Genomic DNA, 21,014 nt, shown 5'->3' with positions numbered 1-21,014 from the left:
CTTCAAGCCCCTCTCCTTTAGGGGAGGGGTTGGGGGTGGGGGCGTGCCTCAAGCGAGGCATTGCATGTGTGGAGATGCCCCACCCCAACCCCTCCCCTAAAGGAGAGGGGCTAAAGCTTATCCCCGCGGCGCAGCAGCGTGATCCGCGCCTTGCCGTGGACGCGGCTGACGTCCTCCACGAACCCGGCGACCTCAACCGTTTCCTGCTTGGCGGTTTCGATGCTGATCCAGGTCGCGGCGCCGACCCAGCCGAGCCGCGCCAGCTTGTCGAGCGCGACGGCACCCGCGCCGGTGTCATAGGGCGGGTCCATCACGATCAGGTCGAGCGGTTGCGCCGCCTGGCCGAGCGCCAGCACGCTCTGCGCCCGCACGTCCGCGCCGATCTCGCGCGCGCCGCCTAATTTGTCGAGATTGGCGCGCAGCGCCTCCAGCGCGGCCTTGTCCTGCTCGACGAAAATGCAGGATTTCGCGCCACGCGAGAGCGCCTCCAGCCCGAGCGCGCCGGAGCCTGCGAACAGGTCGGCGACGGCGAGGTCCTCGAAACTGCCGATCCGGCTGGCGAGCATCGAGAACAGGGCCTCGCGCACGCGGTCAGCGGTGGGGCGGGTCGCATCGCCCTTCGGTGCCACCAGCGGGCGGCCGCGCCATTTTCCGGCGATGATGCGCATTATTTACGAGTCCGGCTCTTGTGGATCTTGGCGGTGCGCGGCTTCGACGGGTGCGCGCGGGCCTTTCCGGCGGTGCGCGGGGTCGATTTGGCGGGCGCGCGTTCGGCCTTTTCGGGGCGTTCGGTCCGCTCCGGGCGGGCGGGCTTGGCGCGGACGTTGCGGCCGAGCTCTGGGTTGAACACCTTCGGGCGCTGACCCGGCGCGATCGCGCGCGGCGCGGGTGCTTCCGCCCCAGCCTTGGGCTTGGCGTCGTAGAAGCGCTTCACCTTGGTCGCCTTGGTCAGCACGACTGGATCGCGGCCCGGCTGGGGTACGCGCGGTTCGGCGAAGGCGGCCTTGTCGGCGCGGTTGGCCGTAGCCTTGGTGATGCGACGCACGGGCGCGGGCTTGGGCTGCGGGGCCTTCGGTGCCGAGGGGATTTCGCGGAAACCGCGTGCTGCGGGGCGTGCTTTCTCGACCAGCTTGGGGGCTTCCCCGCCGCCCTTGCGTGTCGGGTCCTTGCGGAAGGCGACGACGTCATGCTGCTTGATCTCGCCGATCTCGCCGACCGGCAAGTCGCCGAGCACGAACGGACCGTAACGCGTGCGGATCAGCCGCGAGACTTTGAGGCCGAGATATTCGAGCACACGGCGGACTTCGCGATTCTTGCCTTCGGTCAGGATCATCTCGATCCAGACGTTCGCGCCGGTGCGGCGCTCGAGATTGGCGTCGATCGAGCCGTAGCGCACGTCTTCGATCTCGACGCCGTGGATGAGGTCTTCGAGCTGCTCCTGCGTGATCGGGCCGTACGCGCGGGCACGGTAGGCGCGCTCGACGCCGGTCGCGGGGAGTTCGAGCTGGCGCTTCAATTCGCCATCCGTGGTGAGGAGGAGCAGCCCCTCAGTATTGAGATCGAGCCGACCGACCGGCACGAGCCGTGGCAAGTCCTGCGGCAGCCGGTCATAGATCGTCGGGCGCCCGGCGGGATCACGCTCGGTAACGAGCAGGCCGGGGGGCTTGTGGTAGAGGAACAGGCGGGCCGCCTCGGGCGCGGCGACGGGCGCGCCATCGACGGTGACGCCGTTCAGCGACTTCAGGATCGTAGCGGGCGTATCGATCACCACGCCGTCGAGCGCGATCCGTCCTTCGGCGATCATGCGTTCGATCTCGCGGCGCGAGGCCACGCCGGCGCGGGCGAGCAATTTGGCGATGCGCTGCTCATCCTTGGGACGGGCAGGTGCCTTGGGGGCGGCATTCGGTGCGGGTTTGGGGGTAAAAGCTTTGGACACGTGCGCGTGATAGCGAATTTGTGTGCGTTCGTGCGTACAAAATAATTTGCGTCCGATCTCGTAGCCGCGCGTTAAGGGACGGGTGCGTAACGAGGGCGATACGCACTGCCATTTTGGCAAGACGTTTAGGGCGGGACTCCGGACCAATGTTGTTCGGTAAAAAGAAGCGGCTGATTACGCGGTTGTTGCTGGTGGAGGACGAGCCCTTGGTGGCCTTCGACACCGAGCATTTCCTGCGCGATGCGGGATATGAGGTGATCGCAACGGTAGATCGCGTGGCGGACGCGCTGGCGGTGATCGGGGCAAGCGACGAGATCGATCTGGTGCTGGTCGATATCAGTCTGGCCGATGGCAGCGGGATCGATGTGGCGCGCGCGGCGCACGGTGCGGGCGTGCCGGTGTTGTTCGTGACCGGAGCCTGCCCCGAGGGCGGGCGTGAGGTCGCCGCCGGGTGCCTGTCTAAACCCTATGCGCAGCGCGATCTGCTGACGGCGATCTCGGCGATCGAGGCGGTGCTGGGCGGCAAGGTGCCGAAGCGTTTGCCGAACGGCTTCAATTTGTTCGTGGATGTGGCTTAACGGGCGAGCCCCGCCCCCGCGGAGGCGAGAATTTACAGCATTGCCTCCACCGCATCGTGGAAATGACGAATCCCCGCCTCCAGCGTGCCGAGCGTCACCCGATCGATCGCGCCCGACGCCAGCCCTTCCTGGCCCAATGCGGCGGCGCGAAAATCCTCTGACGCGAACACGCCGCCATCGAGCAGCGCCCAGCTCTTTTCCCAATGCGCCAGCGCCTTTTCGTTTTGCGGTGCCTGCGGGATCAGCATGAAATCCTCGACCAGCACGCGGCCCTCGGATTGCGGCATCAGGACCATCAGATTCATGTAATCGGGACTGACGATCAGCACGGTGCCGGGAAAGAGCTGATAGGTGTAGGTGATCGCGGAGCGCAGCGTCGGCCAGTCATCCGCCGCGCACGCCGCCAGCGCCGCCTCGCGCCCGACCGCGGAGCGCTGATGCACCCCGATCCGGTCGGCGGCGGAAATGCCGTCCTTGAAAAACGGGCCGATCGTCGCGCTGTGCAGCCGCTGGACGTGATAGCTTTCGAGAAAAGCATCCATGATCAGCTTCCAATTCGCCGCAACATCGTGCGTGCGGCGGCGGAAGAGATAATGGCCGGGCAGGTCGAACGCGGCGAAATCGGCAGCCAGCGCCTCGGCCTCGCTGAAATCGGCGTCTTCGTCGAACGCGAACCAGATCAGCCCGCCAAGTTCGCGCGTCGGCAGCTTCTTCAGCCCCAGGCTGGCCTTGTCGAGGCCCGGAAAGGAATCGGGGCGCGGCAGGCCGACGAGCGTCCCGTCGAGCGCATAGCTCCAGGCGTGATACGGACACACCAGACGCGCGGCGCAGACCGGATCGCTGCCTTCGACCAGCCGCGTCCCGCGATGCTGGCACACGTTGAGGAATACCTGCGCGTGGCCGGTTTTGTCGCGTGCGATCAGCAGTGGCTTGCCGAAGCCGTCATGCGGCACCGCCATGTTGTTCTGCGGCAGCAGCGCGGAGGGCGCGATGACGAGCGGCACGCGGGTGAAGATGCGCGCTTGCTCGGCGGCGTGGCGGGCGGGGTCGGTATAGGCGGCGGCATCGATATGGGTGATTGCCCCGCTTGGCGCATCGGTGCCCCGCGCGAGCTGGGCGGCGAGTGCCAGTTGCCCCGGCGTGGGCAAGCCAATCTGTACCGGGGCATTCATCGCGCTTCCTCTCCCGATTATAGACCGTTAGTCTCTGCCCGAACGGTGCAAGGGGCAAGTGGCGAATGGATGGCGTGATCGGGCGGGAGCCGACGTGGTGGGACGGCATCCGGCCCTATTTCGAGAAAGCGCCGATTGCGGCGTTTTTCCTGGGTGTGTCGTCCGGCTTTCCCTATGCGATGATCGGCGCGACGCTCACCAGTCGGCTGGCGCAGGACGGGATCGACAAGAAGACGATCACCGCGTTCACGCTGGGGTTCCTGGTCTATAATTTGAAGCCGTTCTGGGCGTGGGCGGTGGATGGCGTGCGGCTGCCGCTGATTGGCGCGCTTGGGCAGCGGGTGTCGTGGCTGATCTTTGCCGGAATCCTGGTGATGGCGGCGGTCGCCAATCTGGCGTTGGTCGACCCGAAGGCGAGCATCGGGGCGACCGTGGTCGCCGCCGTGCTGGTCGGTTTTGCCGGCGCCACCTTCGACATCGTGATCGACGCTTACCGGATCGAGACACTCAAGCCGTATCAACTCGGCGTCGGATCGGGCATGACGCAATATGGCTGGCGGATCGGATCGGTCGCGGCGGGCGCGCTGGCGCTGGTGCTGGCGGCGCGGATCGGGTGGGCGGGGGCGTATCTCGCCTGCGCGCTGTTCGCTTTGCCCGCGATGATCACCGGGCTGGTGATGGGCGAGCCCGAACGCCACCGCGACCCGGCTGCGAAGCGCGGCGTGAGCGAGGTGGTTGGATCGATCGTCGGGCCGTTCCTCGAATTCTTCCGGCGGCAGGGCGCGCTGATCGTCCTTGTCTTCATCCTGATCCACAAGATCGGCGATACGCTCGGGCAGATCGTGCTGCGCTTGCTGCTCAACGATCTGAGCTTCACCAATGACGAAATCGCGCTGTACGATGTCGGGATCGGCTTCTGGGCGTATCTGATCGGGATTTTCGTCGGCGGGGCGCTGTACGCGCGGATGGGCATGAAGCGATCGGTGCTGCTGTCGCTCATCCTGATGGCGGTGTCTAACGCTAGCTTCGCCTTGCTGGCGGGCGCTGGGCACAGCGTGGCCGGGCTGGCCGGGGCGATTGGCTTTGAGAATTTCGCGAGCGGGATCGGGGGCGTGACGGTGATCGCCTATTTCTCGGCCCTGACCAATTTGCGCTACACTGCCGCGCAATATGCGCTGATCTCGGCGGCGGCGAGCGTGGTGGGGCGCTTGCTCACCGCGACGACGGCGGGGGCGCTGGTCGAGCGCTTTGGCTATGTGAACTTCTATTGGCTGACCACCATCGTCGCGATGCCGGGCGTGCTGCTGTTCTGGTGGATGATCCGGTCGGGTCTGGTCGATCGCTCGATCGGCGATGCCGGAACGCGCGACGACGCCGCGGACGGGGATGAGGCGACGGAACACCGTTAGACGCGGATCGGTCGCCCCGCGTCAGCAAAGGCTTGCGCGAGCAGCGTCATGCTGGCGAGGACGCCGTCCGGGCGGCGGACGCCGATCAGGTCGCCGAGCAGGAGCCGCGCGCTATCCGGTGCGGTTTCGGCGCGGGACAGGATCGTCAGGACCGTCGTTTCCGACCCCGTCATACGCGCGCAGCAGCACGGCGCGATCGTGATCGGGCAGGTCGCCGCGTGCGCCAGATCGGCCATCATCGCGCGCATCAGGATCAGCGGACGGCGGAACCCGCCGCCGAATGCCTGCATCAACATCGCCGAGGCATTGGCGTCGTCCAAGCCGTGCGCGCCCATCCGCCGGAACGCGAACAGCGCGAGCCGGGCATTGGCGTCGGCGGGGAGCGGCCCTTGCAGGCTGGTGGCAAGCGCGCTCGGATGCTGGGCGGGCGAGGGGGCGGGCGTGGTCGTCATGAAGGATGCTCCGTTGCTTGGGAACATCCTTCCGCATATGCTATTGCAAGTCAATCGCAATAAAGTGTCAGCCAGGCAACTCGTCGTTTTGCGCTAGCACTTCGCCCGCAAGATAGAGCGAGCCGAGGATCAGGACGATCGGCGGCTCGGCCTGATCGGCGATTTCGGTGATGTCGCGAAGGGCCGTCGCGACGTCGGGCGCGGTATGGGCGGCGATGCCGAGATCGTGCGCGATCTGCGCTAGCGCGGCGGGCGCGTGGTGCTCGTGATCGGGCACGGGTACGGCGTGGAGCGTCGTGGCAAGCTTCGCGAACGGGGCGAGCAGGCCCGCTGGGTCCTTGTTCGACAGCATGCCGAGCACGAGGTGCACTTCGCTACGCCCGATGCCGGGGTGCGCGATCGCCTCCAGAGCGGTGGCGATCGCGGTGGCGGCGGCGGGGTTATGCCCGCCGTCGAGCCAGAGCTGGCTGCCGGGCGGGAGCAGCGCCGTGAGCGGGCCGGGGTGGAGCCGCTGCATCCGTGCGGGCCAGCGCGTCGCAAGGGCAGCGGTGCGATAGGCTTCGGGCGGGATGTCGAGCACGCTTTGGTGACGCAGCAGCGCAATGGCGAGGCCGAGATTTTCGGGCTGATGCGGCCCGGCCATCGTGGGAAGCGGCGTTTCGATCGTGCCGTTCGCGTCGGTGTAGCTGAGCGTTTCGCCGACGCTCAGGTGCCAGGCGGTGCCGAGCGCGCCGACCTGCGCGCCGCCTGCGGTCGCAACCTCCGCCACACGAGCGGCGACGCTAGCGCCGTAGCGCATCGTCACCAGCGGCACGCCGGGTTTGGCGATCCCGGCTTTCTCGCCTGCGATCGCCTCCTCGGTATCGCCGAGGAAGCTTTGATGATCGAGCCCGAGTTGCGCGATGCCGGTGACGATCGGCGCGGGGATGACGTTGGTCGCGTCGAGCCGACCGCCGAGGCCGACTTCGATGATGCAGGCGTCGGCGGGGGTACGGCTGAAGGCAAGGAAGGCGGCGGCGGTGGTGACTTCGAAGAAGCTCGCGTTGATGCCTTCCGCCTGATCGAGCACTTCCGCGAGCAAGGCGGCGAGCGCGTCGTCCTCGATCAGGTGCCCGGCGATGCGGATGCGCTCATTGAAGCGCACCAGATGCGGGCTGGTATAGACATCGGCGCTGAGCCCCGCCGCCTCGATCGCGCTGCGCAGGAAGGCGCAGGTCGAGCCCTTGCCATTGGTGCCAGCGACATGGAGCACGGGCGGGAGGCGGTGGTGCGGGTTGCCAAGCCGGTCGAGCAACGCGGCGATTCGCTCGAGGCCAAGGATGTCGGCACCGGGGGAGAGCGACCAGAGGCGGTCTAGCTGGGCTTGGACTGCGGGGTGGGCGGAGGTGGCGTGGTCTGGCATCTTAAAAACTCCCCTCCCGCTTGCGGGAGGGGTTGGGGGAGGGCAGAGCCGCAAGGACGCGCTCGATTTCCGCAATGACGCCATTCAGATTCTGCAGCACCTCGTTATTCCAGAGACGAACCACGCGATATCCTTCGAATTCGAGAAAGCGTGCTCGAGCGGCATCCTGCTCGGCATCAACAGCATGTTGTCCGCCATCGACCTCAATGATCGACCGGGCCGAGCGCGACACGAAATCGCAAATGAACGGACCGATCGGCACCTGTCGATTGAACCTCACTCCAGCGACCTTGCGGGCGCTGATTGCACGCCACAGGCGAACTTCTGCCTCGGTCGGATTACGGCGCAATTCCTGGGCTCGGTTCTGTTGCTCCATTCCCTCCCCCAACCCCTCCAGCAAGCGGGAGGGGAGCTTTTGGCGCGCGCTCTTAGATCACGCCGCAGCCTTCGCGCCGCACAGATAGTCGATCAGGCTCGCCAGCGTCGCGCGGAGGTCTTTGCGGTGCTTCACCATGTCGATCATGCCGTGTTCGAGCAGATATTCGGCGCGCTGGAACCCCTCGGGCAGCTTTTCGCGGATCGTCTGTTCGATCACGCGTTGCCCGGCAAAACCGATCAGCGCCCCGGGCTCGGCGATCTGCACGTCGCCGAGCATCGCATAGCTCGCGGTCACGCCGCCGGTGGTCGGGTCGGTCAGCACGACGATGTAGGGCAGGCCCGCATCGTGCAGCATCGCGATCGCCACGGTCGAGCGTGGCATCTGCATTAGGCTGAGGATACCCTCCTGCATCCGTGCGCCACCGGCTGCGGTAAAGATGATGTACGGGCAATTCTCGCGGATCGAGGTCTCGACGCCGCGCACGAACGCCTCGCCGACCGCCAGGCCCATCGATCCGCCCATGAACGCGAAGTCCTGCACGCCGATGACGGCCTTGCGCCCCTCGATCTTGCCGATCGCGGTGATCAGCGCATCGCCTTCGTTGGTGGCGGCGCGCGCGGCCTTGATGCGATCGACATACCGCTTGGTATCGCGGAACTTAAGCGGATCGTCCGGGACCTTCGCCAAGGGTACGATGCTGTACGACGCGGAATCGAAAATCTGTTCGAAGCGCTCGAGCGGACCGATCCGCTCGTGATGGTCGCAATGCGGGCAGACGTGGAGATTGTCCTCCAGCTCCTTCACGAACACCATCTGCCCGCAGCCCTTGCACTTGTGCCACAGGTTGTCGGGCGTCTCCTTCTTGGCGGGGACGACATAAGCGAGTGCGTTGCGGACGCTGGTGAGCCAGGTCATGCGGGAACTCCTTCGCGCGCGGCGTGGATCGCCTGCGACAGGGACTGGATATAAGCGCGGACGTACGCCGGTGCAGCGGTGCCGTGCGTCGCGACCAGCTCGACGATCGCCGATCCGACGACGACACCATCGGCGACGCGCGCGATGGCGGCGGCCTGTTCGGGCGTGCGCACGCCGAAACCGACCGCGACGGGGAGGCTGGTATGGGCCTTGAGGCGGGCGACTGCTTCGTCGATCGACGTCTGCTGCGCCTGTTGCAGGCCGGTGATGCCCGCGACCGACACATAATAGAGGAACCCGCTCGCGCCATTGAGCACTTGCGGCAGGCGCGCGGCGTCCGTGGTCGGGGTGGCGAGGCGGATCGGGTCGATCCCGGCGGCGCGCAGCGCCGGGCCGAGTTCCTGGTCCTCCTCGGGCGGGATGTCGACGCAGATGACGCCATCGACACCGGCATCCTGCGCGGCGGCGGCGAACCATTCGGGGCCGCGGATCGTCATCGGATTGGCATAGCCCATCAGCACCAGCGGCACGTCCGGATGGCGGTGGCGGAAGGCCTTGGCGAGCGCGAGGATGTCGGCGGTCCTGGTGCCAGCGAGGAGGCTGCGGATGTTGGCGGCCTGAATCGCGGGGCCGTCGGCCATCGGATCGGTGAAGGGCATCCCAAGCTCGATCACGTCCGCGCCGCCCTCGACCAACGCGTCGAGAATGGCGGCGGTCGGGCCGTCGCCTGCGGTGACGAAGGTGACGAGCGCGGGGTGGGGTTTGGCGAAGGCGGTGGCTAGGCGGGTCATCATAAAGCCCTCTCCCCTTCAGGGGAGAGGGTTGGGAGAGGGGGAGTGGCGATGGCGCTCGCAATCGTCAGCAACACACCCTCAAAATTAGCCATCACATCGGCGTTCGAGAAACGGATCACGCGGTAGCCTTGTTCTTGGAGGAAGTGCGTTCGGGCTTGATCATAGCCTTCTTGTCCAGCGTGAGTGTCGCCGTCCAGTTCTATCACCAGCATCGGAGTGCGGGTTGCAAAGTCGGCGATGTAGGGACCGATGACTTTCTGGCGGCGAAATTTGACGTTTTCAAAGCGTTTCGCGCGAAGGGCGAGCCAAAGCCTCTGCTCCGGTTCGGATGGCTCCTTGCGCATCGCTTTGGCATGTGCGGTCAGCCGTGCGTCACGCACCTGACTTCCCCTCTCCCAACCCTCTCCCCTGAAGGGGAGAGGGCTTTTTGGGCCGTCATATCTTCACCCCCAGCGCTTCCGCGACAGTGAAGATATCCTTGTCGCCGCGCCCGCACAGATTGGCGAGGATGATCTGGTCGCGGTCCATTTCGCGCGCGCGCGTTGCCACCGCCGCAATGGCGTGGGCGGGTTCCAGCGCGGGGATGATGCCCTCCGTCCGGCACAGCAACTGGAACGCGTCGAGCGCTTCGGTGTCGGTCACGCTGGTATATTCCACCCGGCCGATCGAATGCAGCCACGAGTGCTCCGGCCCGATGCCGGGATAATCGAGGCCCGCAGAGATCGAATGCGCTTCGGTGATCTGGCCGTCTTCGTCCTGCAACAGGTACGTCTTGTTGCCGTGGAGGATGCCGGGCGACCCACCCGCGAGGCTGGCGGCATGTTCCTTGTCGAGCCCGCGCCCGGCGGCTTCGACGCCGAGCATCATCACGTCGCCATCGTCTAGGAAGGGGTGGAACAGACCGATCGCGTTCGATCCGCCACCGATCGCGGCGACCAGCAGATCGGGCAGGCGGTCGATGCGGGCGAGCATCTGCGCGCGCGCTTCCTTGCCGATAACGCTTTGGAAGTCGCGGACCATTTCAGGGTATGGGTGCGGCCCGGCGGCGGTGCCGATGATGTAGAAGGTGTCATGCACATTGGCGACCCAGTCGCGCATCCCTTCGTTCATCGCATCCTTCAGCGAATGCGATCCGCTGGTGACGGGGCGGACTTCGGCACCGAGCAGCTTCATGCGGAACACGTTGGGCGCCTGCCGCTCGATATCCTTCGCGCCCATATAGATGACGCACGGGAGCCCGAAGCGCGCGCAGACGGTCGCGGTGGCGACGCCGTGCTGGCCCGCGCCGGTCTCGGCGATGATGCGCGTCTTGCCCATGCGCATCGCGAGCAGGATCTGCCCGATGCAATTGTTGATCTTGTGCGCGCCGGTGTGGTTGAGCTCGTCGCGTTTGAACCAGATTTGCGCGCCTTTTCCGTCGGGGGCGGATTCGCGCAGCGCCTCGGTCAGGCGTTCGGCGTAATAGAGTGGGCTGGGGCGGCCGACATAATGTTCGAGCAGATCGTCGAACTGTGCGGCGAAGGCGGGGTCGGCCTTTGCATCGCGATACGCGGCGTCGAGCTCGAGCACGAGCGGCATCAGCGTCTCGGCGACATAGCGGCCGCCGAAATCGCCGAAATGCCCGCGATCGTCGGGCTGGGTGCGGAAGGAGTTGGGGGCGTTCATGCTGGAGGCTTTAAGCGGGCGCTTGCGGCGTGTCGAGCGGTGGTCGCACGCGGACTCCCCCTCCCATTTTTCATGGGAGGGGGGTGGGCGAGGGTCTTCTTCTTGCGGCGGTCGAAAAGAAGAAGACCCTCCCCAAGCCCTCCCGCGAAAGCGGGAGGGGGAAGAAGGAGGCGATCAGACGTCCTGCACCGCCGTCAGGAACGCGCGAATCTTCGTTACGTCCTTAATCCCCGCTGCACTTTCCACGCCGGACGACACATCGACCAGCGTCGCACCCGTGATCCGGACTGCCTCGGCGACATTCAGCGGATCGAGCCCCCCGACAGCGCCCAGGGCAGCGGATGGCGGAACCCCTCGAGCAAACGCCAGTCGAAGCGCACGCCCATCCCGCCGGGAAGCGCTGCGCCGGGCGGGGTTTTCGCGTCGTACAGCACCTTGTCTGCGACCCCGGCATAGGTCAGCGCCGCATCTAGATCGCCGCGCGTCCGCACCGCAACGGCGACCCAGACGGCAAGGCCGGTGCGCGCCTTGATCGCCGCGGCGCGTTCCGGCGCAGTGTCGTGCAGTTGCAGGATGTCGAGATGCCCGGCGGCGACGGCTTGCTCGATCGTCGCATCGTCCGGGTTCACGAACACGCCGACGCGCTGGACATGCCCCGGCACGCGCGCGGCAAGCTGCGCGGCGCGGTCTGCCGACAGGTTGCGCGGGGAGGGCGGGAAGAACACCAGACCGACATGGCTCGCCCCGCCACCGATCGCGGCGTCGAGCGTTTCAGGTGTGGACAGGCCACAGATTTTGGCGGTTACGGGCATGGAGCTTCCTTGCGCGTTGGGCGCGCGAACGCAAGGTGCCGCTCTTGTCGCTCCACCCCGGCGGAGGCCGGGGCCCAGTTGCGGAACGAAAGAGTGTGAGCGAGGCCTTCGATGACCTCAGCCATTGCGACTGGGCCCCGGCCTCCGCCGGGGTGGAGCCGGTCAGAGCGTCGCTTCGATTTCGCGCGCCGCAACGTCCGGATCGGCCGCCTGCGTGATCGGACGACCGATCACCAGGATCGACGCGCCCGCGTCGAGCGCGGCGCGGGGGGTGACAACGCGTTTCTGATCGCCCACCGTGCCGCCTGCCGGGCGCACGCCGGGGACGACGAAAAAGCCCTTGGGCCAAAGCTTGTGCGCGGCGGCGACTTCCTCGCCCGAACAGACGACGCCGTCGACGCCGGCTTCCTTGGCGAGTTCGGTCAGGCGCAACACCTGATCGTGCGCCGAATGTGCGCAGCCGATCGACGTCAGATCATTGCCATCGAGGCTGGTCAGCGTCGTTACCGCGACCACTTTTGTGCCGAGCGGCGCGGCGGCTTTCGCATCCTCGAGCATCGCGCGGCCCCCGGCGGCGTGAACGGTCAGGATGGTGGGATCGAGCCCGCGCAAGGCCATGATCGCCTTGGCAACCGTGTTGGGAATGTCGTGCAGCTTCAGGTCGAGAAAGATCGGCAGGCCCAGCTCCGCCATGTCGCGCACGCCGCTGCGCCCGTTCGCCATGAAGAATTCGAGGCCAAGCTTGATCCCGCCGACATGGTGGCGGACCTTGGTGGCAAGCGCGCGGGCTTTGTCCAGCTCGGGCGTGTCGAGCGCGACGAACAGACGGTTGCTCACAACAGGGTGCCGGGTTCGGTGGTAAGCAGCGGCACCGCAGCGGGCGCGGGCGGATCGGCTGGTACCGGGGGCGCGGGCGCGGGAGCGGGCGTCATTGCGGCGCGCATATCGGCAAGCGTCCGCTCGGCCGTCGCGAGCCGGCTGCGCAACCGCCAGCGCAGCGTCGAATGCCACGCGATCGTCGGCACCAACCCTGCCAGGAAGGTAACGAAGAGCAGCAGCGGGAGGTTTATCAGCGCGTCCATCCCGCCCCACAGATGGATCGTCACGCTGGACCAATTGCCGATCGTGAAGATCGCCGCGATAAACGCGAGCAGGCACCAGAACAGGATTTTCAGGAATTGCATCAGGCGAGGTTAGTGCGATCCCGATACGATTGCCAGTGGGCTCGCTCGCGCGGTGGTTCTCCTGCATTCGCACGAGCACGGTCGCGTCTTCATCCAATCTCGCGCCGTAGCGTTTCGAACAGCCCCGGGATCATCGTCAATTTGTCCTGCTCCTCGTCGAGGATCGCGCGGAACGTGGCGCGCTTGATCTCGGCGGCGCGGCCGGGTTTCAGCCGCATCGACGGCTCCAGCGCGGAGAGCACGATGTCGACCATCCGCTCCGCCCCGTGCAGGCGGCCCCAAAGATAGTCATTCTCGCGGTAGGCGCGGCTGAAGAACGCGCCAAAGCTGTTGAACTGAATCCCTTTCAGCGTCGCGGCGGCGCCTCCGCTGCGGATGCTCGTCGCATCGTCTGGCGCGATCCGATCGACCTTGATCGCGTCATATTCGTCCAGCCCGTCACCCTGCAGCAACGGCAAGGTGGCGACGTCGAAATAGGGAAAGCCGAGATAGCTCAGCAGGATCGGCCGCTTCACGTCGCGCGTCAGCCCGGCGAAGGCGGCGGCCAGGCGTTCTTCGGTGCGCTCATCGAGCGCCTTGAGATCCAGTGCTTCGGCGAGTTTGTCGAGCAACGGCCCGGCATCGCCGCGCAACAGCCGCACGTCCTTGCGCAAATGCGTGTAGCGATCGGTGCGCTTGCATTCGAGATAGTCGGCGAGGCTGGCATAGATCGCATCGCGGATCGGGGCGAGTTCGGCCTCGGGCTGATCCCCTTCCAGATCGGTGATTCGCCGCGCGAGCAGGCGCAGGCGGCGCAAGCGAAAGCCGAGATCGAAGGTGCGCAGGAAGGCGATCGTCGTAGCGCTCGCGCCCCCGGCGAAGCTCGGTTTCATGTCATCGAACCCACGCTCGGTGACGGCGGCGGCGATGTGCGTGCGGATGTTGCGCCAGCGCTGCGGCCCCGGCTCGCCCCCGGCATGATGCAGCAGATCGACGATCGTCTCGATCACGCCAGCCAGCTTGAGATGCCCATAGGCGGCATAGCCATAGCCCGCGCTCTTTGCCGCGGCTGCCTGTGCGCGCTGTCGCCACGCGGTCAACCGTGCGCGCGTCGGCGAATCGAGGAAGAGGGTGTAGCCGAACAGGTCCTCGACCTGCTTTTCGACCTCCGGACGGATGCCAGCGATGATCGTGCGCATCCGTTCGATCTGACGCGAGCGTTCGGCAATATCCTCGAGATTGTCGCGGATCGGTTGCTGGCGGGGGAGTTCGGAGATCGCGCCGATGATCGTCTGGAAGAAGCCGGGGGTCTTCGTATCGCTGGTATCGAAGTGGATCGCACCGCCGGGATGCGGATCGATATAGACGAAGCGCCGGTCGACCTGACGCCGCGCCGGGCGTTCGCGCAGGGCATCGATCGCCGGGCGGAAGGGGGCGTTGTTGAGGACCGATCCGTCGATCAGCACGGCCGAGTCGGCGGCATTGGCGGCGGCCTGGCGCGGCAGGATGCGCTTCAGGAACGCTGCGCGCTCGCTCCATGATTGTTTGCGCTCGGTCAGCACACGATCGAGCTCGCCGACCATGAAGGGCGGGAAAGCCCCGGGGAAGCTCGATGTAGCGCGTGCGGCGAACGCGAGCTCGGCGGGGTGCGCGAGCGTTTCGCCGGTCACGCCGTGATCGCTGAACGGCACGACGACGCGGTGTTCGGTTTCGACCACTTCGGGCGGGGAGTTGAGCGTCAGGCGTTCGGGATGGCCGCGGAAATCGGTGACGGTGACGAACAGGTCGAGCGGTTGGCCGTTGGGCAACAAGCGCGGCTCGCGCGGCGCGGCGGCCATCGCATCGAGCGCGTCGAGGATCATGCCGGTAAAGCGTTCCCCGCCGAACGGTGGTTCGAACCAGCGCGAGCGGATGAAGTGCGACAGTTTGGCGCGGACTTCCTCGCGTGCGCCGGGTTCGACCGTCGCATCGATCGTATCGCGCCGCGCCGCCATCCAGGCGAGCGGCAGCGCCCAGGCCTTGGAGAAACGATGGCTTGGTGCCTGCTTGGGGTCGACCAGAGCCTCGATATCGGCCGAATCGAGCCACAGATCGGTCAGCGGCTCGAGACTCTGCCCGGTACTGATCGCTTGCGCCAGGAACACGCCATTGATGCCGCCTGCGCTGGCGCCTGCGACGATATCGACCAGCACGCGCAGCTTGAGGCCGGTTTCCGCTTCGATTTCCTGCAGCAGCGCACGATACACTCCTTGGCTGCCGCCTGCTGGCGTGGTCCCGGCGTGAAACGCTCGGCTGGCGCGCGCGAGACGCCAGATTTCCTTGGTGATGCCGTGCATGTAAACGGCGAGGCTGATCCCGCCATAGCAGACCAGCGCAAGGCGGAGTTCCTTCTCGCGTGTCACGGGCGCGCCGTCATTGCGGCTCCAGCACCGCCCAGATCGGCAGATGATCGGACGCGCGGCGGGCGGCGGGGCTGGCGTGGACGCCGCAATCGAGCAGGCGGAAGCCGCGTGTGAAGATCCGGTCGAGCCGACCGATCGGGCGACGCGCGTGAAAGCTCGGACCGGTCTGCGCACTCACGAAATCGCGCCCGAAATCGCGCAGGCAGCCCGCAGCCCGGGTCCATTCGTTGAGATCGCCCATCAGCACGGTGGGCAAAGGCGCGGCGCACGAATCGACATGCGCCAGGATTGCACGCGCCTGCCGCCGCCGCCACAGGCCGGACAGATCGAGGTGCATCCCGACGACGCGAATCGGTGCCGAATGCACCACGATATCCGCCCGGATCGCACCGCGCGGCTCCAGTGCGGGCAAGTGCAGCGCGGCGCTGGCACCCACCGCCGCCCCCTTGCGCACGAGCAGCGCGTTACCGTGCCAGCCCATATTGCCGCCGTCATGTGCGATCGGCACCGCCTGCCACGGGGAATGATCGTCGAGCATGTGGTGGGGTATGACGCGGGTCTTTGCGCCGAAGCGCAGATCCGCCTCCTGCAGCGCGATCACGTCGCCGCCGATTTCCTGAAGCACGTCGAGGATGCGTCGCGGGTCGCGACGCCGGTCCAGCCCGACGCCCTTGTGCATGTTATAGCTGACGACCTTGATCACCGCTGCGCGCCCGCGTCACGCAATGCAGGCGATTTCGGTGAACTCCGGCGCGACCGGATATCCCGTGACCTGCACCTCGCCAGCGTCGAGCCACGCGTGCGCATCAAGCGAGAGGTCGGCGCCGGGCGCAGTGCCGAAATGGATGACGCTGAAGATGCCGCGCTTTTGCAGCATCTGGTGCGCGGTCATCGCCTGCGGCAGGCAAACCGCCTTGAACGGCACGTTGCGCGCGGCGACGGTGACAGCCCAGCCAACCTTGCGCGCGATCTCCTTCTGCTCGGCATTTGGCAGCGCGGCCTGTGCCTTTTCCGCAGCGACGTGCGGCGTCATGAATCCGCCCAACCGCCGCGCGATCCGGGGGAAAGGTACGCTCAGCACCGCCGCCCGCGCGATCGCCAGGCCGATTGCAGCCTCGATCAACAGGGTGTGGTCGCGTAGCCCGGTCTGGCCGATCCGCGCCAGGCGATGCCGTACGCGTCGCCACGGTTTGCGCGCCCGCGCACTCACCGCGCTTTCCTCGCGACCGGATCGGCCTTGCCGCCGCCGAACACCTGCCGGAACGCACGGCTGATACGGCTGCCGAGCCAGGCGGGCACCCGCACCATCGGGTAGAGCGGATAGAGCGATGGAGGGAGTTTGCTCGCGTACATATCACTCTGCATATACAATACCGACCGCAGGATCTGCCATTGGTAGCCGAAACCGCGCCCGAGCAGCGGTTGCATCGCCAGCGACAGCATCCGCCCGAACGCCCAGGAATCGATTTCGGTCGCCCCGTCCTTCACCGCCATCAACCGATACGCCCCGGCGACAAGCATCCGCACCCTGCGCGACGACCCAACCGTCTCCGCCAGACCGGGCGGCAGCGGCAAGGCGAACAGATCGCGCATCATGATCAGCGCCTGCTCCGACGCGGGACCGGCGCCCAGCGCGACCGCCCGATCGTGCCAGGTCGCGAGCGTCGCAGGGTCGCACTGCGCGACGAGCGCATTCAGATCGGCGAGCGATTTCATGCGCGACCAGCCGTCGATGGCACCGTGCAGCACGAGATAGGCGTACAGGTCCGCCGGTGCGAGCGTCGGTGCGGTCAAGGTCGTTCCCAGCATAACGGTTTGCGCGGCACCGTCGGCGCCCAGCATGGGCAGCAGCGCCGGGTTGGTGAACAGGCGCCAGTGCAGCTCGATTTGCAGATGCGGCCCACTGCGCACCAGCGCGACATCCTTGCCATAGCGCGGCAGGACTGCGCGTTGTTCCGACGTCAGACCAGCCGCTGGATGCGTGATGCGGTATCCGTCGGCCTCAAGCAGCGCCAGCACCGGTCCGATATGTTCGGGCCGGATCAGCAAATCGATGTCCTTGCTGTGCTTCACGCCGACCGAGCCATAGGCGAGCGCACCGAGCACGACGCCTTTTACCGCAAGCACGGGATATCCGGCGGCGGCGATCCGCGCAGTCAGCCGTGCGGTGTCGCCTGCGGCGACGAGATTGCTGTGCACGATCCGCCTGGCGTAGCGGGCGAGTGGCGTGGCAAGCTGCTCCGGTATGGCGACGCCGGCCGATCTCAATCCCGGCTCGACCAGCCCGGCGATCCGCTGGCGGACGACCACGCGGCCGAAACGATCCCAATCCACCCCCGCCGCCGCGGCGCGCACGGCGGCATCGCGGGCAGGCGATGGCGGCCAACGGCAGCACGCCGCCGCCAGGCGCAGTTCGGGATCGTCAGGTGCGGTCACGGTCCCCGGTTAGGCATTTGGAGCGATTATGGGAAGCCCGTCGCCGGGCAATGGTGCCGGTTGCAGGAATCGAACCCGCGACATCCAGTTTACAAAACTGGCGCTCTACCAACTGAGCTAAACCGGCCCGTCTCCTCCCTTAAATCGATCGGCGACCAAGTCAAATCCAAAATCGACCGATTATCGAAGAGCGGGCAAGTGCTGAGCATCGTCGGTGGACCGCTCGTCCGAACGGATGCTTGCGCGGTGGTTGAGGCTCGGTAAACCGTGCGCTGTTTTTGTGAATCGGGCGGCGGGGCGCTGACCGAGAGTAATATTGGGAGTGCTTAATGTCGGCGACGTCCAAGGGAGAGATCACAGGTCGGAAAAGGCAGTGGAATCCGCCCCAGGTTATTGTTGGGGAAGCGCATTACACTGCAAAGCCGACTTCCTACCGCGAACTTCGCCCCAGCGTCGGCAATACCGCCACGATACCGATTGGCCCTTCCTGAACGGTCGACCTCCGCTCGCCCCACGTAGCTCAGCATTTCTTGGGGGCGCCAAAGGTGATTGCGCATCGCACATCGCTCGGTAAAAGCGCGCTACTTTTTGAATTGGGCAGCGGGGCGCTGACCGAGGGCAGCGGTGGGAGTGCTTAATGTCGGCAAGGTTTGAGTCGGGGGCCAAGGCCGCGAAAAAGCCATGGAATCCGCCGCGTGTCATCGTCGGGCGAGCGGATGACACGGCGAAGCCAGCCTATCGCCGCGAAGCCGTGTTCAGCGACAGCGGCGGGCCGATTAGTTCCGGCGGACCTTCCTGAGGGTAGCATTGGTACCGACGGATTACGCAATCCCGAAGGTCCAGCCCTCGGTGCGCGCGATCTGCGGGGTGAGCGCCTCGGGATGCCACAACGCCGGACGGGTGGCGTTCGCGCGGAGCCACGCAGCGGTCAAGATCGCGTCGGTGGCGTGGTCGCTATAGTGGGCTAGCCGGGCGTGGGGTTTGCACCCGAGCGCGGAGAGGGCTGCATCTAGGGCGCTTGCATCGCGCAGCTTGCTCAAGCCTTTTCGCAAGCCTGCGGTGCGGGCGGCGATCGTTGTGTAGATCTCGACCACGCAGGCACCGGACTGCGGGGGCGGGTCGAACGGCCAGACCGGCATTTGATGGCCGAGGTGGTGGAGCAGGCGCATTCCGGCAAAGCTCGCCTTCGCCACCTGGGCCGCCCCGATCGCGTCATAGACGGTGGAGAGCTTGCCAAAGCCGGAGGCGACATTCTGAGCTTCGCACGTGCGATAATGCAGGAAGTCAGCCTTTATCCCATCGGCCGCGCCAAGATAGAAATGCGTGCCGCGCCGTGTTTCCAGGAACGACGCCGCGCCGAGATCGGCATCCTGACATTGCGCATCGACATAGCCCCAAAAGGCGCGTGCCGTATCCGGCGAGGCCTCGCCAGGAAGGTACGCGCCACGGCGGACATGCGGCGGGGCGAAGCTGAAATCGAAGCCGACCAGCATCGGTTCATCGGCCCGCGTACGCAGCCAGTGCAGGATTTCGCTGCGCGACCACGCGCGATGGGGTGGGTCGACGAGCATTGGCGCGGCATCGCCAGCATCGCATACCGCGAGCGCAATGCCGGGGTGCCGTACGCCCTTCGCGCCCGACCAGTCGATCGCAGCGAAACGGGTGAAGTGGCCCGGCGCAGAGGGGGTCGTCACGCCTTGCTGCGCGGTTTGGCGGGTTTACGCGCTGCGGCCTGATCGCGCGCGCGTTCGACCATCGCGCGGACGCGCTCGGGATCGGCGCTGGCGTAGCGGACGAGCAGCGCGGGCCACCCTTCGTAATGCGACGTTTGCCAGAAGGTGTTGGGATCGGTTTCGATCAGCATGTCCTTGGTCGCCGCGTCGATCGTCAGCGTGAAGGAATCCGCCTCGCGCGACGGCGACAGGAACGCGCGCCCGTTTGACGCGACCTTGATCGCCGGGCCGCCATAATGCGTCGCGGCGACGGTATCCGGCAGGGTTAGCGCGAAGGCGGCAACGTCATCCCAAGCCTTCATGAGTCCCCCTTCAAGCTTGCCCACCACGCCATGCGTTCGGCGATGCGTTTCTCCATGCCGCGGTCGGTCGGGGTGTAGAAGGTCTGCGGCTCCATTTCGGCCGGCCAATAGTTCGCGCCCGAAAAGCCCTCGGCGGTGTCGTGATCGTAGGCATAGCCCTTGCCGTAGCCGATGTCCTTCATCAGCTTGGTCGGCGCGTTGAGAATGTTTTCCGGCGGCATCAGCGATCCCGTCTCGCGCGCCGATTTCCAGGCTGCTTTCTGTGCCTTGTATGCGGCATTCGATTTGGGCGCGGTGGCGAGGTAGAGGCACGCCTGCGCGAGTGCCAGTTCGCCCTCTGGACTGCCCAGGAAGTCATAGGCATCCTTGGCGGCGAGGCATTGCACCAGTGCGTTGGAATTGGCGAGCCCGATATCCTCCACCGCCATCCGCACCATGCGGCGTAGCAGGTACAGCGGCTCTTCGCCTGCGGTCAGCATCCGGGCGAGATAATAGAGCGCGGCCTGCGGGTCCGATCCGCGCACCGCTTTGTGCAGCGCGCTGATGAGGTTGTAATGCCCCTCGCGGTCCTTGTCGTACACCGCGACGCGGCGTTGCAGGAAGACCGATAGCCCGGCCGGATCGAGCGGTTCGGGCAGGTTGACCGCGAACAGCGTCTCCGCCTGATTGAGCAGGAAGCGCCCGTCACCGTCGGCGCTGGCGATCATCGCGCTACGCGCATCGGGGGTGAGGGGGAGGGGGCGACCCTCGACCGCCTCGGCCCGGTCGAGCAATTGCCCCAGTGCCGCCGCGTCGAGCCGATGCAGGATCAGCACCTGCGCGCGGCTGAGCACGGCGGCGTTCAGTTCAAACGAGGGGTTCTCGGTGGTCGCGCCGACCAGCGTCACGGTGCCATTCTCGACATAGGGCAGGAAACCATCCTGCTGCGCGCGGTTGAAGCGGTGGATTTCGTCCACGAACAACAGGGTGCGCTTGCCGATCCGGGCATGCTCGCGCGCCTCGGCAAAGGCTTTCTTGAGGTCGGCGACGCCGGAGAACACCGCCGAAATCGCCATGAAGCGCAGGCCCACCGCATCGGCGAGCAGCCGCGCGATCGTCGTCTTGCCGGTGCCGGGCGGGCCCCACAGGATCATCGAGGACAGCCGTCCCGCCGCCACCATCCGCCCGATCGCGCCTTCGGGGCCGGTGATGTGATCCTGCCCGACCACCTCGGCGAGCGTCGTCGGGCGCAGCCGGTCGGCGAGCGGCGCGGTGTCGCTCGGCGCGTCGGGTGCGGGGGGATCTAAGGTCGCGAAAAGGTCGGCCATTCACGAGAGATAGGGGGTGTGGGGGCGGGGGGCCAGTGGGGACCAAAACTAACCACCCCGGCGAAACGTAACAAAGATATATCTTGACTCTTTCGCGCTAAGATATATCTCAGCGCCATCGTGATACAGAAAGGAACGATATGTTTGTATTCGTAGA

21 protein-coding genes, 1 tRNA gene and 1 pseudogene are annotated in these 21,014 nt (G+C 66.4%); 2 read left to right on the top strand and 21 right to left on the bottom strand.

Annotated elements, in window-relative coordinates:
* Positions 1–110 precede the first annotated feature (110 nt).
* Both rsmD and AB5I39_RS01995 read right to left on the bottom strand, forming a co-directional pair.
* Positions 111–668 (bottom strand): 16S rRNA (guanine(966)-N(2))-methyltransferase RsmD, encoded by a 558-nt coding sequence (rsmD, locus tag AB5I39_RS02000; protein ID WP_404370450.1) that lies wholly within the window; start codon positions 666–668, stop codon positions 111–113.
* Positions 668–1,936 (bottom strand): pseudouridine synthase, encoded by a 1,269-nt coding sequence (locus AB5I39_RS01995; RefSeq protein ID WP_404370447.1) that lies wholly within the window; start codon positions 1,934–1,936, stop codon positions 668–670. Before AB5I39_RS01995 ends, rsmD begins: the two co-directional genes overlap by 1 nt.
* Positions 1,937–2,082: 146 nt before the next feature.
* Here AB5I39_RS01995 and AB5I39_RS01990 point away from each other — a divergent pair, with 146 nt between their 5' ends.
* Complete coding sequence (locus AB5I39_RS01990; RefSeq protein WP_404370444.1) at positions 2,083–2,514, top strand: response regulator; 432 nt, start codon at positions 2,083–2,085, stop codon at positions 2,512–2,514.
* A gap of 32 nt (positions 2,515–2,546) precedes the next feature.
* On the opposite strand, the gene AB5I39_RS01985 is transcribed toward AB5I39_RS01990, so the two are convergent.
* A complete protein-coding gene (locus AB5I39_RS01985) occupies positions 2,547–3,686 on the bottom strand; it encodes an aromatic ring-hydroxylating dioxygenase subunit alpha (protein ID WP_404370441.1) in 1,140 nt (379 codons plus the stop codon).
* 65 nt (positions 3,687–3,751) lie between these two features.
* On the opposite strand from AB5I39_RS01985, the gene AB5I39_RS01980 reads away from it, so the two are divergent.
* Complete coding sequence (locus AB5I39_RS01980; protein ID WP_404370438.1) at positions 3,752–5,095, top strand: AmpG family muropeptide MFS transporter; 1,344 nt, start codon at positions 3,752–3,754, stop codon at positions 5,093–5,095.
* Here AB5I39_RS01980 and AB5I39_RS01975 read toward each other — a convergent pair.
* The 18 genes and pseudogenes from AB5I39_RS01975 to AB5I39_RS01890 all read right to left on the bottom strand — a co-directional run bounded on the left by AB5I39_RS01975 (position 5,092) and on the right by AB5I39_RS01890 (position 20,857).
* Positions 5,092–5,547, bottom strand: coding sequence for a DUF6628 family protein (locus AB5I39_RS01975; protein ID WP_404370435.1), 456 nt, complete (start codon positions 5,545–5,547; stop codon positions 5,092–5,094). The two genes, AB5I39_RS01980 and AB5I39_RS01975, sit on opposite strands and share 4 nt — an antisense overlap.
* A gap of 67 nt (positions 5,548–5,614) precedes the next feature.
* A complete protein-coding gene (locus AB5I39_RS01970; RefSeq protein ID WP_404370432.1) occupies positions 5,615–6,949 on the bottom strand; it encodes a bifunctional folylpolyglutamate synthase/dihydrofolate synthase in 1,335 nt (444 codons plus the stop codon).
* A gap of 1 nt (position 6,950) precedes the next feature.
* The gene (locus AB5I39_RS01965; protein WP_404370429.1) at positions 6,951–7,325 is read right to left on the bottom strand and encodes an endonuclease domain-containing protein; all 375 of its coding nucleotides are present in this window, start codon (positions 7,323–7,325) and stop codon (positions 6,951–6,953) included.
* Positions 7,326–7,382: 57 nt separating this feature from the next.
* A complete protein-coding gene (accD, locus tag AB5I39_RS01960) occupies positions 7,383–8,243 on the bottom strand; it encodes an acetyl-CoA carboxylase, carboxyltransferase subunit beta (RefSeq protein ID WP_404370426.1) in 861 nt (286 codons plus the stop codon).
* Positions 8,240–9,034 (bottom strand): tryptophan synthase subunit alpha, encoded by a 795-nt coding sequence (trpA, locus tag AB5I39_RS01955; RefSeq protein ID WP_404373959.1) that lies wholly within the window; start codon positions 9,032–9,034, stop codon positions 8,240–8,242. Before trpA ends, accD begins: the two co-directional genes overlap by 4 nt.
* Positions 9,034–9,381 (bottom strand): endonuclease domain-containing protein, encoded by a 348-nt coding sequence (locus AB5I39_RS01950; protein WP_404373957.1) that lies wholly within the window; start codon positions 9,379–9,381, stop codon positions 9,034–9,036. Before AB5I39_RS01950 ends, trpA begins: the two co-directional genes overlap by 1 nt.
* Before the next feature lie 91 nt (positions 9,382–9,472).
* The gene (trpB, locus tag AB5I39_RS01945) at positions 9,473–10,702 is read right to left on the bottom strand and encodes a tryptophan synthase subunit beta (RefSeq protein WP_404370423.1); all 1,230 of its coding nucleotides are present in this window, start codon (positions 10,700–10,702) and stop codon (positions 9,473–9,475) included.
* A 174-nt stretch (positions 10,703–10,876) separates the two neighbouring features.
* Positions 10,877–11,514 (bottom strand): annotated as a pseudogene (locus AB5I39_RS01940) (phosphoribosylanthranilate isomerase).
* Positions 11,515–11,676: 162 nt separating this feature from the next.
* The gene (gene pyrF, locus AB5I39_RS01935) at positions 11,677–12,351 is read right to left on the bottom strand and encodes an orotidine-5'-phosphate decarboxylase (RefSeq protein WP_404370420.1); all 675 of its coding nucleotides are present in this window, start codon (positions 12,349–12,351) and stop codon (positions 11,677–11,679) included.
* Entirely contained in the window at positions 12,348–12,698 is a 351-nt protein-coding gene (locus tag AB5I39_RS01930) for a hypothetical protein (RefSeq protein WP_404370417.1), read from the bottom strand. The genes pyrF and AB5I39_RS01930 overlap by 4 nt, the downstream gene beginning before the upstream one ends.
* An 89-nt stretch (positions 12,699–12,787) precedes the next feature.
* The gene (locus AB5I39_RS01925) at positions 12,788–15,079 is read right to left on the bottom strand and encodes a patatin-like protein (protein ID WP_404370414.1); all 2,292 of its coding nucleotides are present in this window, start codon (positions 15,077–15,079) and stop codon (positions 12,788–12,790) included.
* Positions 15,080–15,089: 10 nt separating this feature from the next.
* The gene (locus AB5I39_RS01920; RefSeq protein WP_404370411.1) at positions 15,090–15,782 is read right to left on the bottom strand and encodes an endonuclease/exonuclease/phosphatase family protein; all 693 of its coding nucleotides are present in this window, start codon (positions 15,780–15,782) and stop codon (positions 15,090–15,092) included.
* Between the two features lie 15 nt (positions 15,783–15,797).
* On the bottom strand, positions 15,798–16,289 hold the full coding sequence (locus AB5I39_RS01915; protein WP_404370408.1) for a lasso peptide biosynthesis B2 protein: 492 nt from the start codon (positions 16,287–16,289) through the stop codon (positions 15,798–15,800).
* A complete protein-coding gene (locus tag AB5I39_RS01910) occupies positions 16,286–17,515 on the bottom strand; it encodes a nucleotidyltransferase family protein (protein WP_404370405.1) in 1,230 nt (409 codons plus the stop codon). The genes AB5I39_RS01915 and AB5I39_RS01910 overlap by 4 nt, the downstream gene beginning before the upstream one ends.
* A 51-nt stretch (positions 17,516–17,566) precedes the next feature.
* Positions 17,567–17,642 (bottom strand) — tRNA-Thr (locus AB5I39_RS01905).
* 694 nt (positions 17,643–18,336) lie between these two features.
* Entirely contained in the window at positions 18,337–19,209 is an 873-nt protein-coding gene (locus AB5I39_RS01900; protein WP_404370402.1) for a hypothetical protein, read from the bottom strand.
* Positions 19,206–19,550, bottom strand: a complete 345-nt coding sequence (locus tag AB5I39_RS01895) for a hypothetical protein (RefSeq protein ID WP_404370399.1) — start codon at positions 19,548–19,550, stop codon at positions 19,206–19,208. Before AB5I39_RS01895 ends, AB5I39_RS01900 begins: the two co-directional genes overlap by 4 nt.
* Positions 19,547–20,857: a replication-associated recombination protein A gene (locus AB5I39_RS01890; protein WP_404370396.1), complete on the bottom strand. Its 1,311-nt coding sequence runs from the start codon at positions 20,855–20,857 to the stop codon at positions 19,547–19,549. Before AB5I39_RS01890 ends, AB5I39_RS01895 begins: the two co-directional genes overlap by 4 nt.
* Positions 20,858–21,014: the final 157 nt, after the last annotated feature.

Origin of the sequence: Sphingomonas sp. MMS24-J45, from assembly GCF_044881195.1 — a bacterium.
In the GTDB taxonomy this organism is placed as follows: Bacteria; Pseudomonadota; Alphaproteobacteria; order Sphingomonadales; family Sphingomonadaceae; genus Sphingomonas.
Note: the sequence above shows the minus strand (reverse complement) of the source record. Positions and strands in the feature narration are given on the sequence as shown.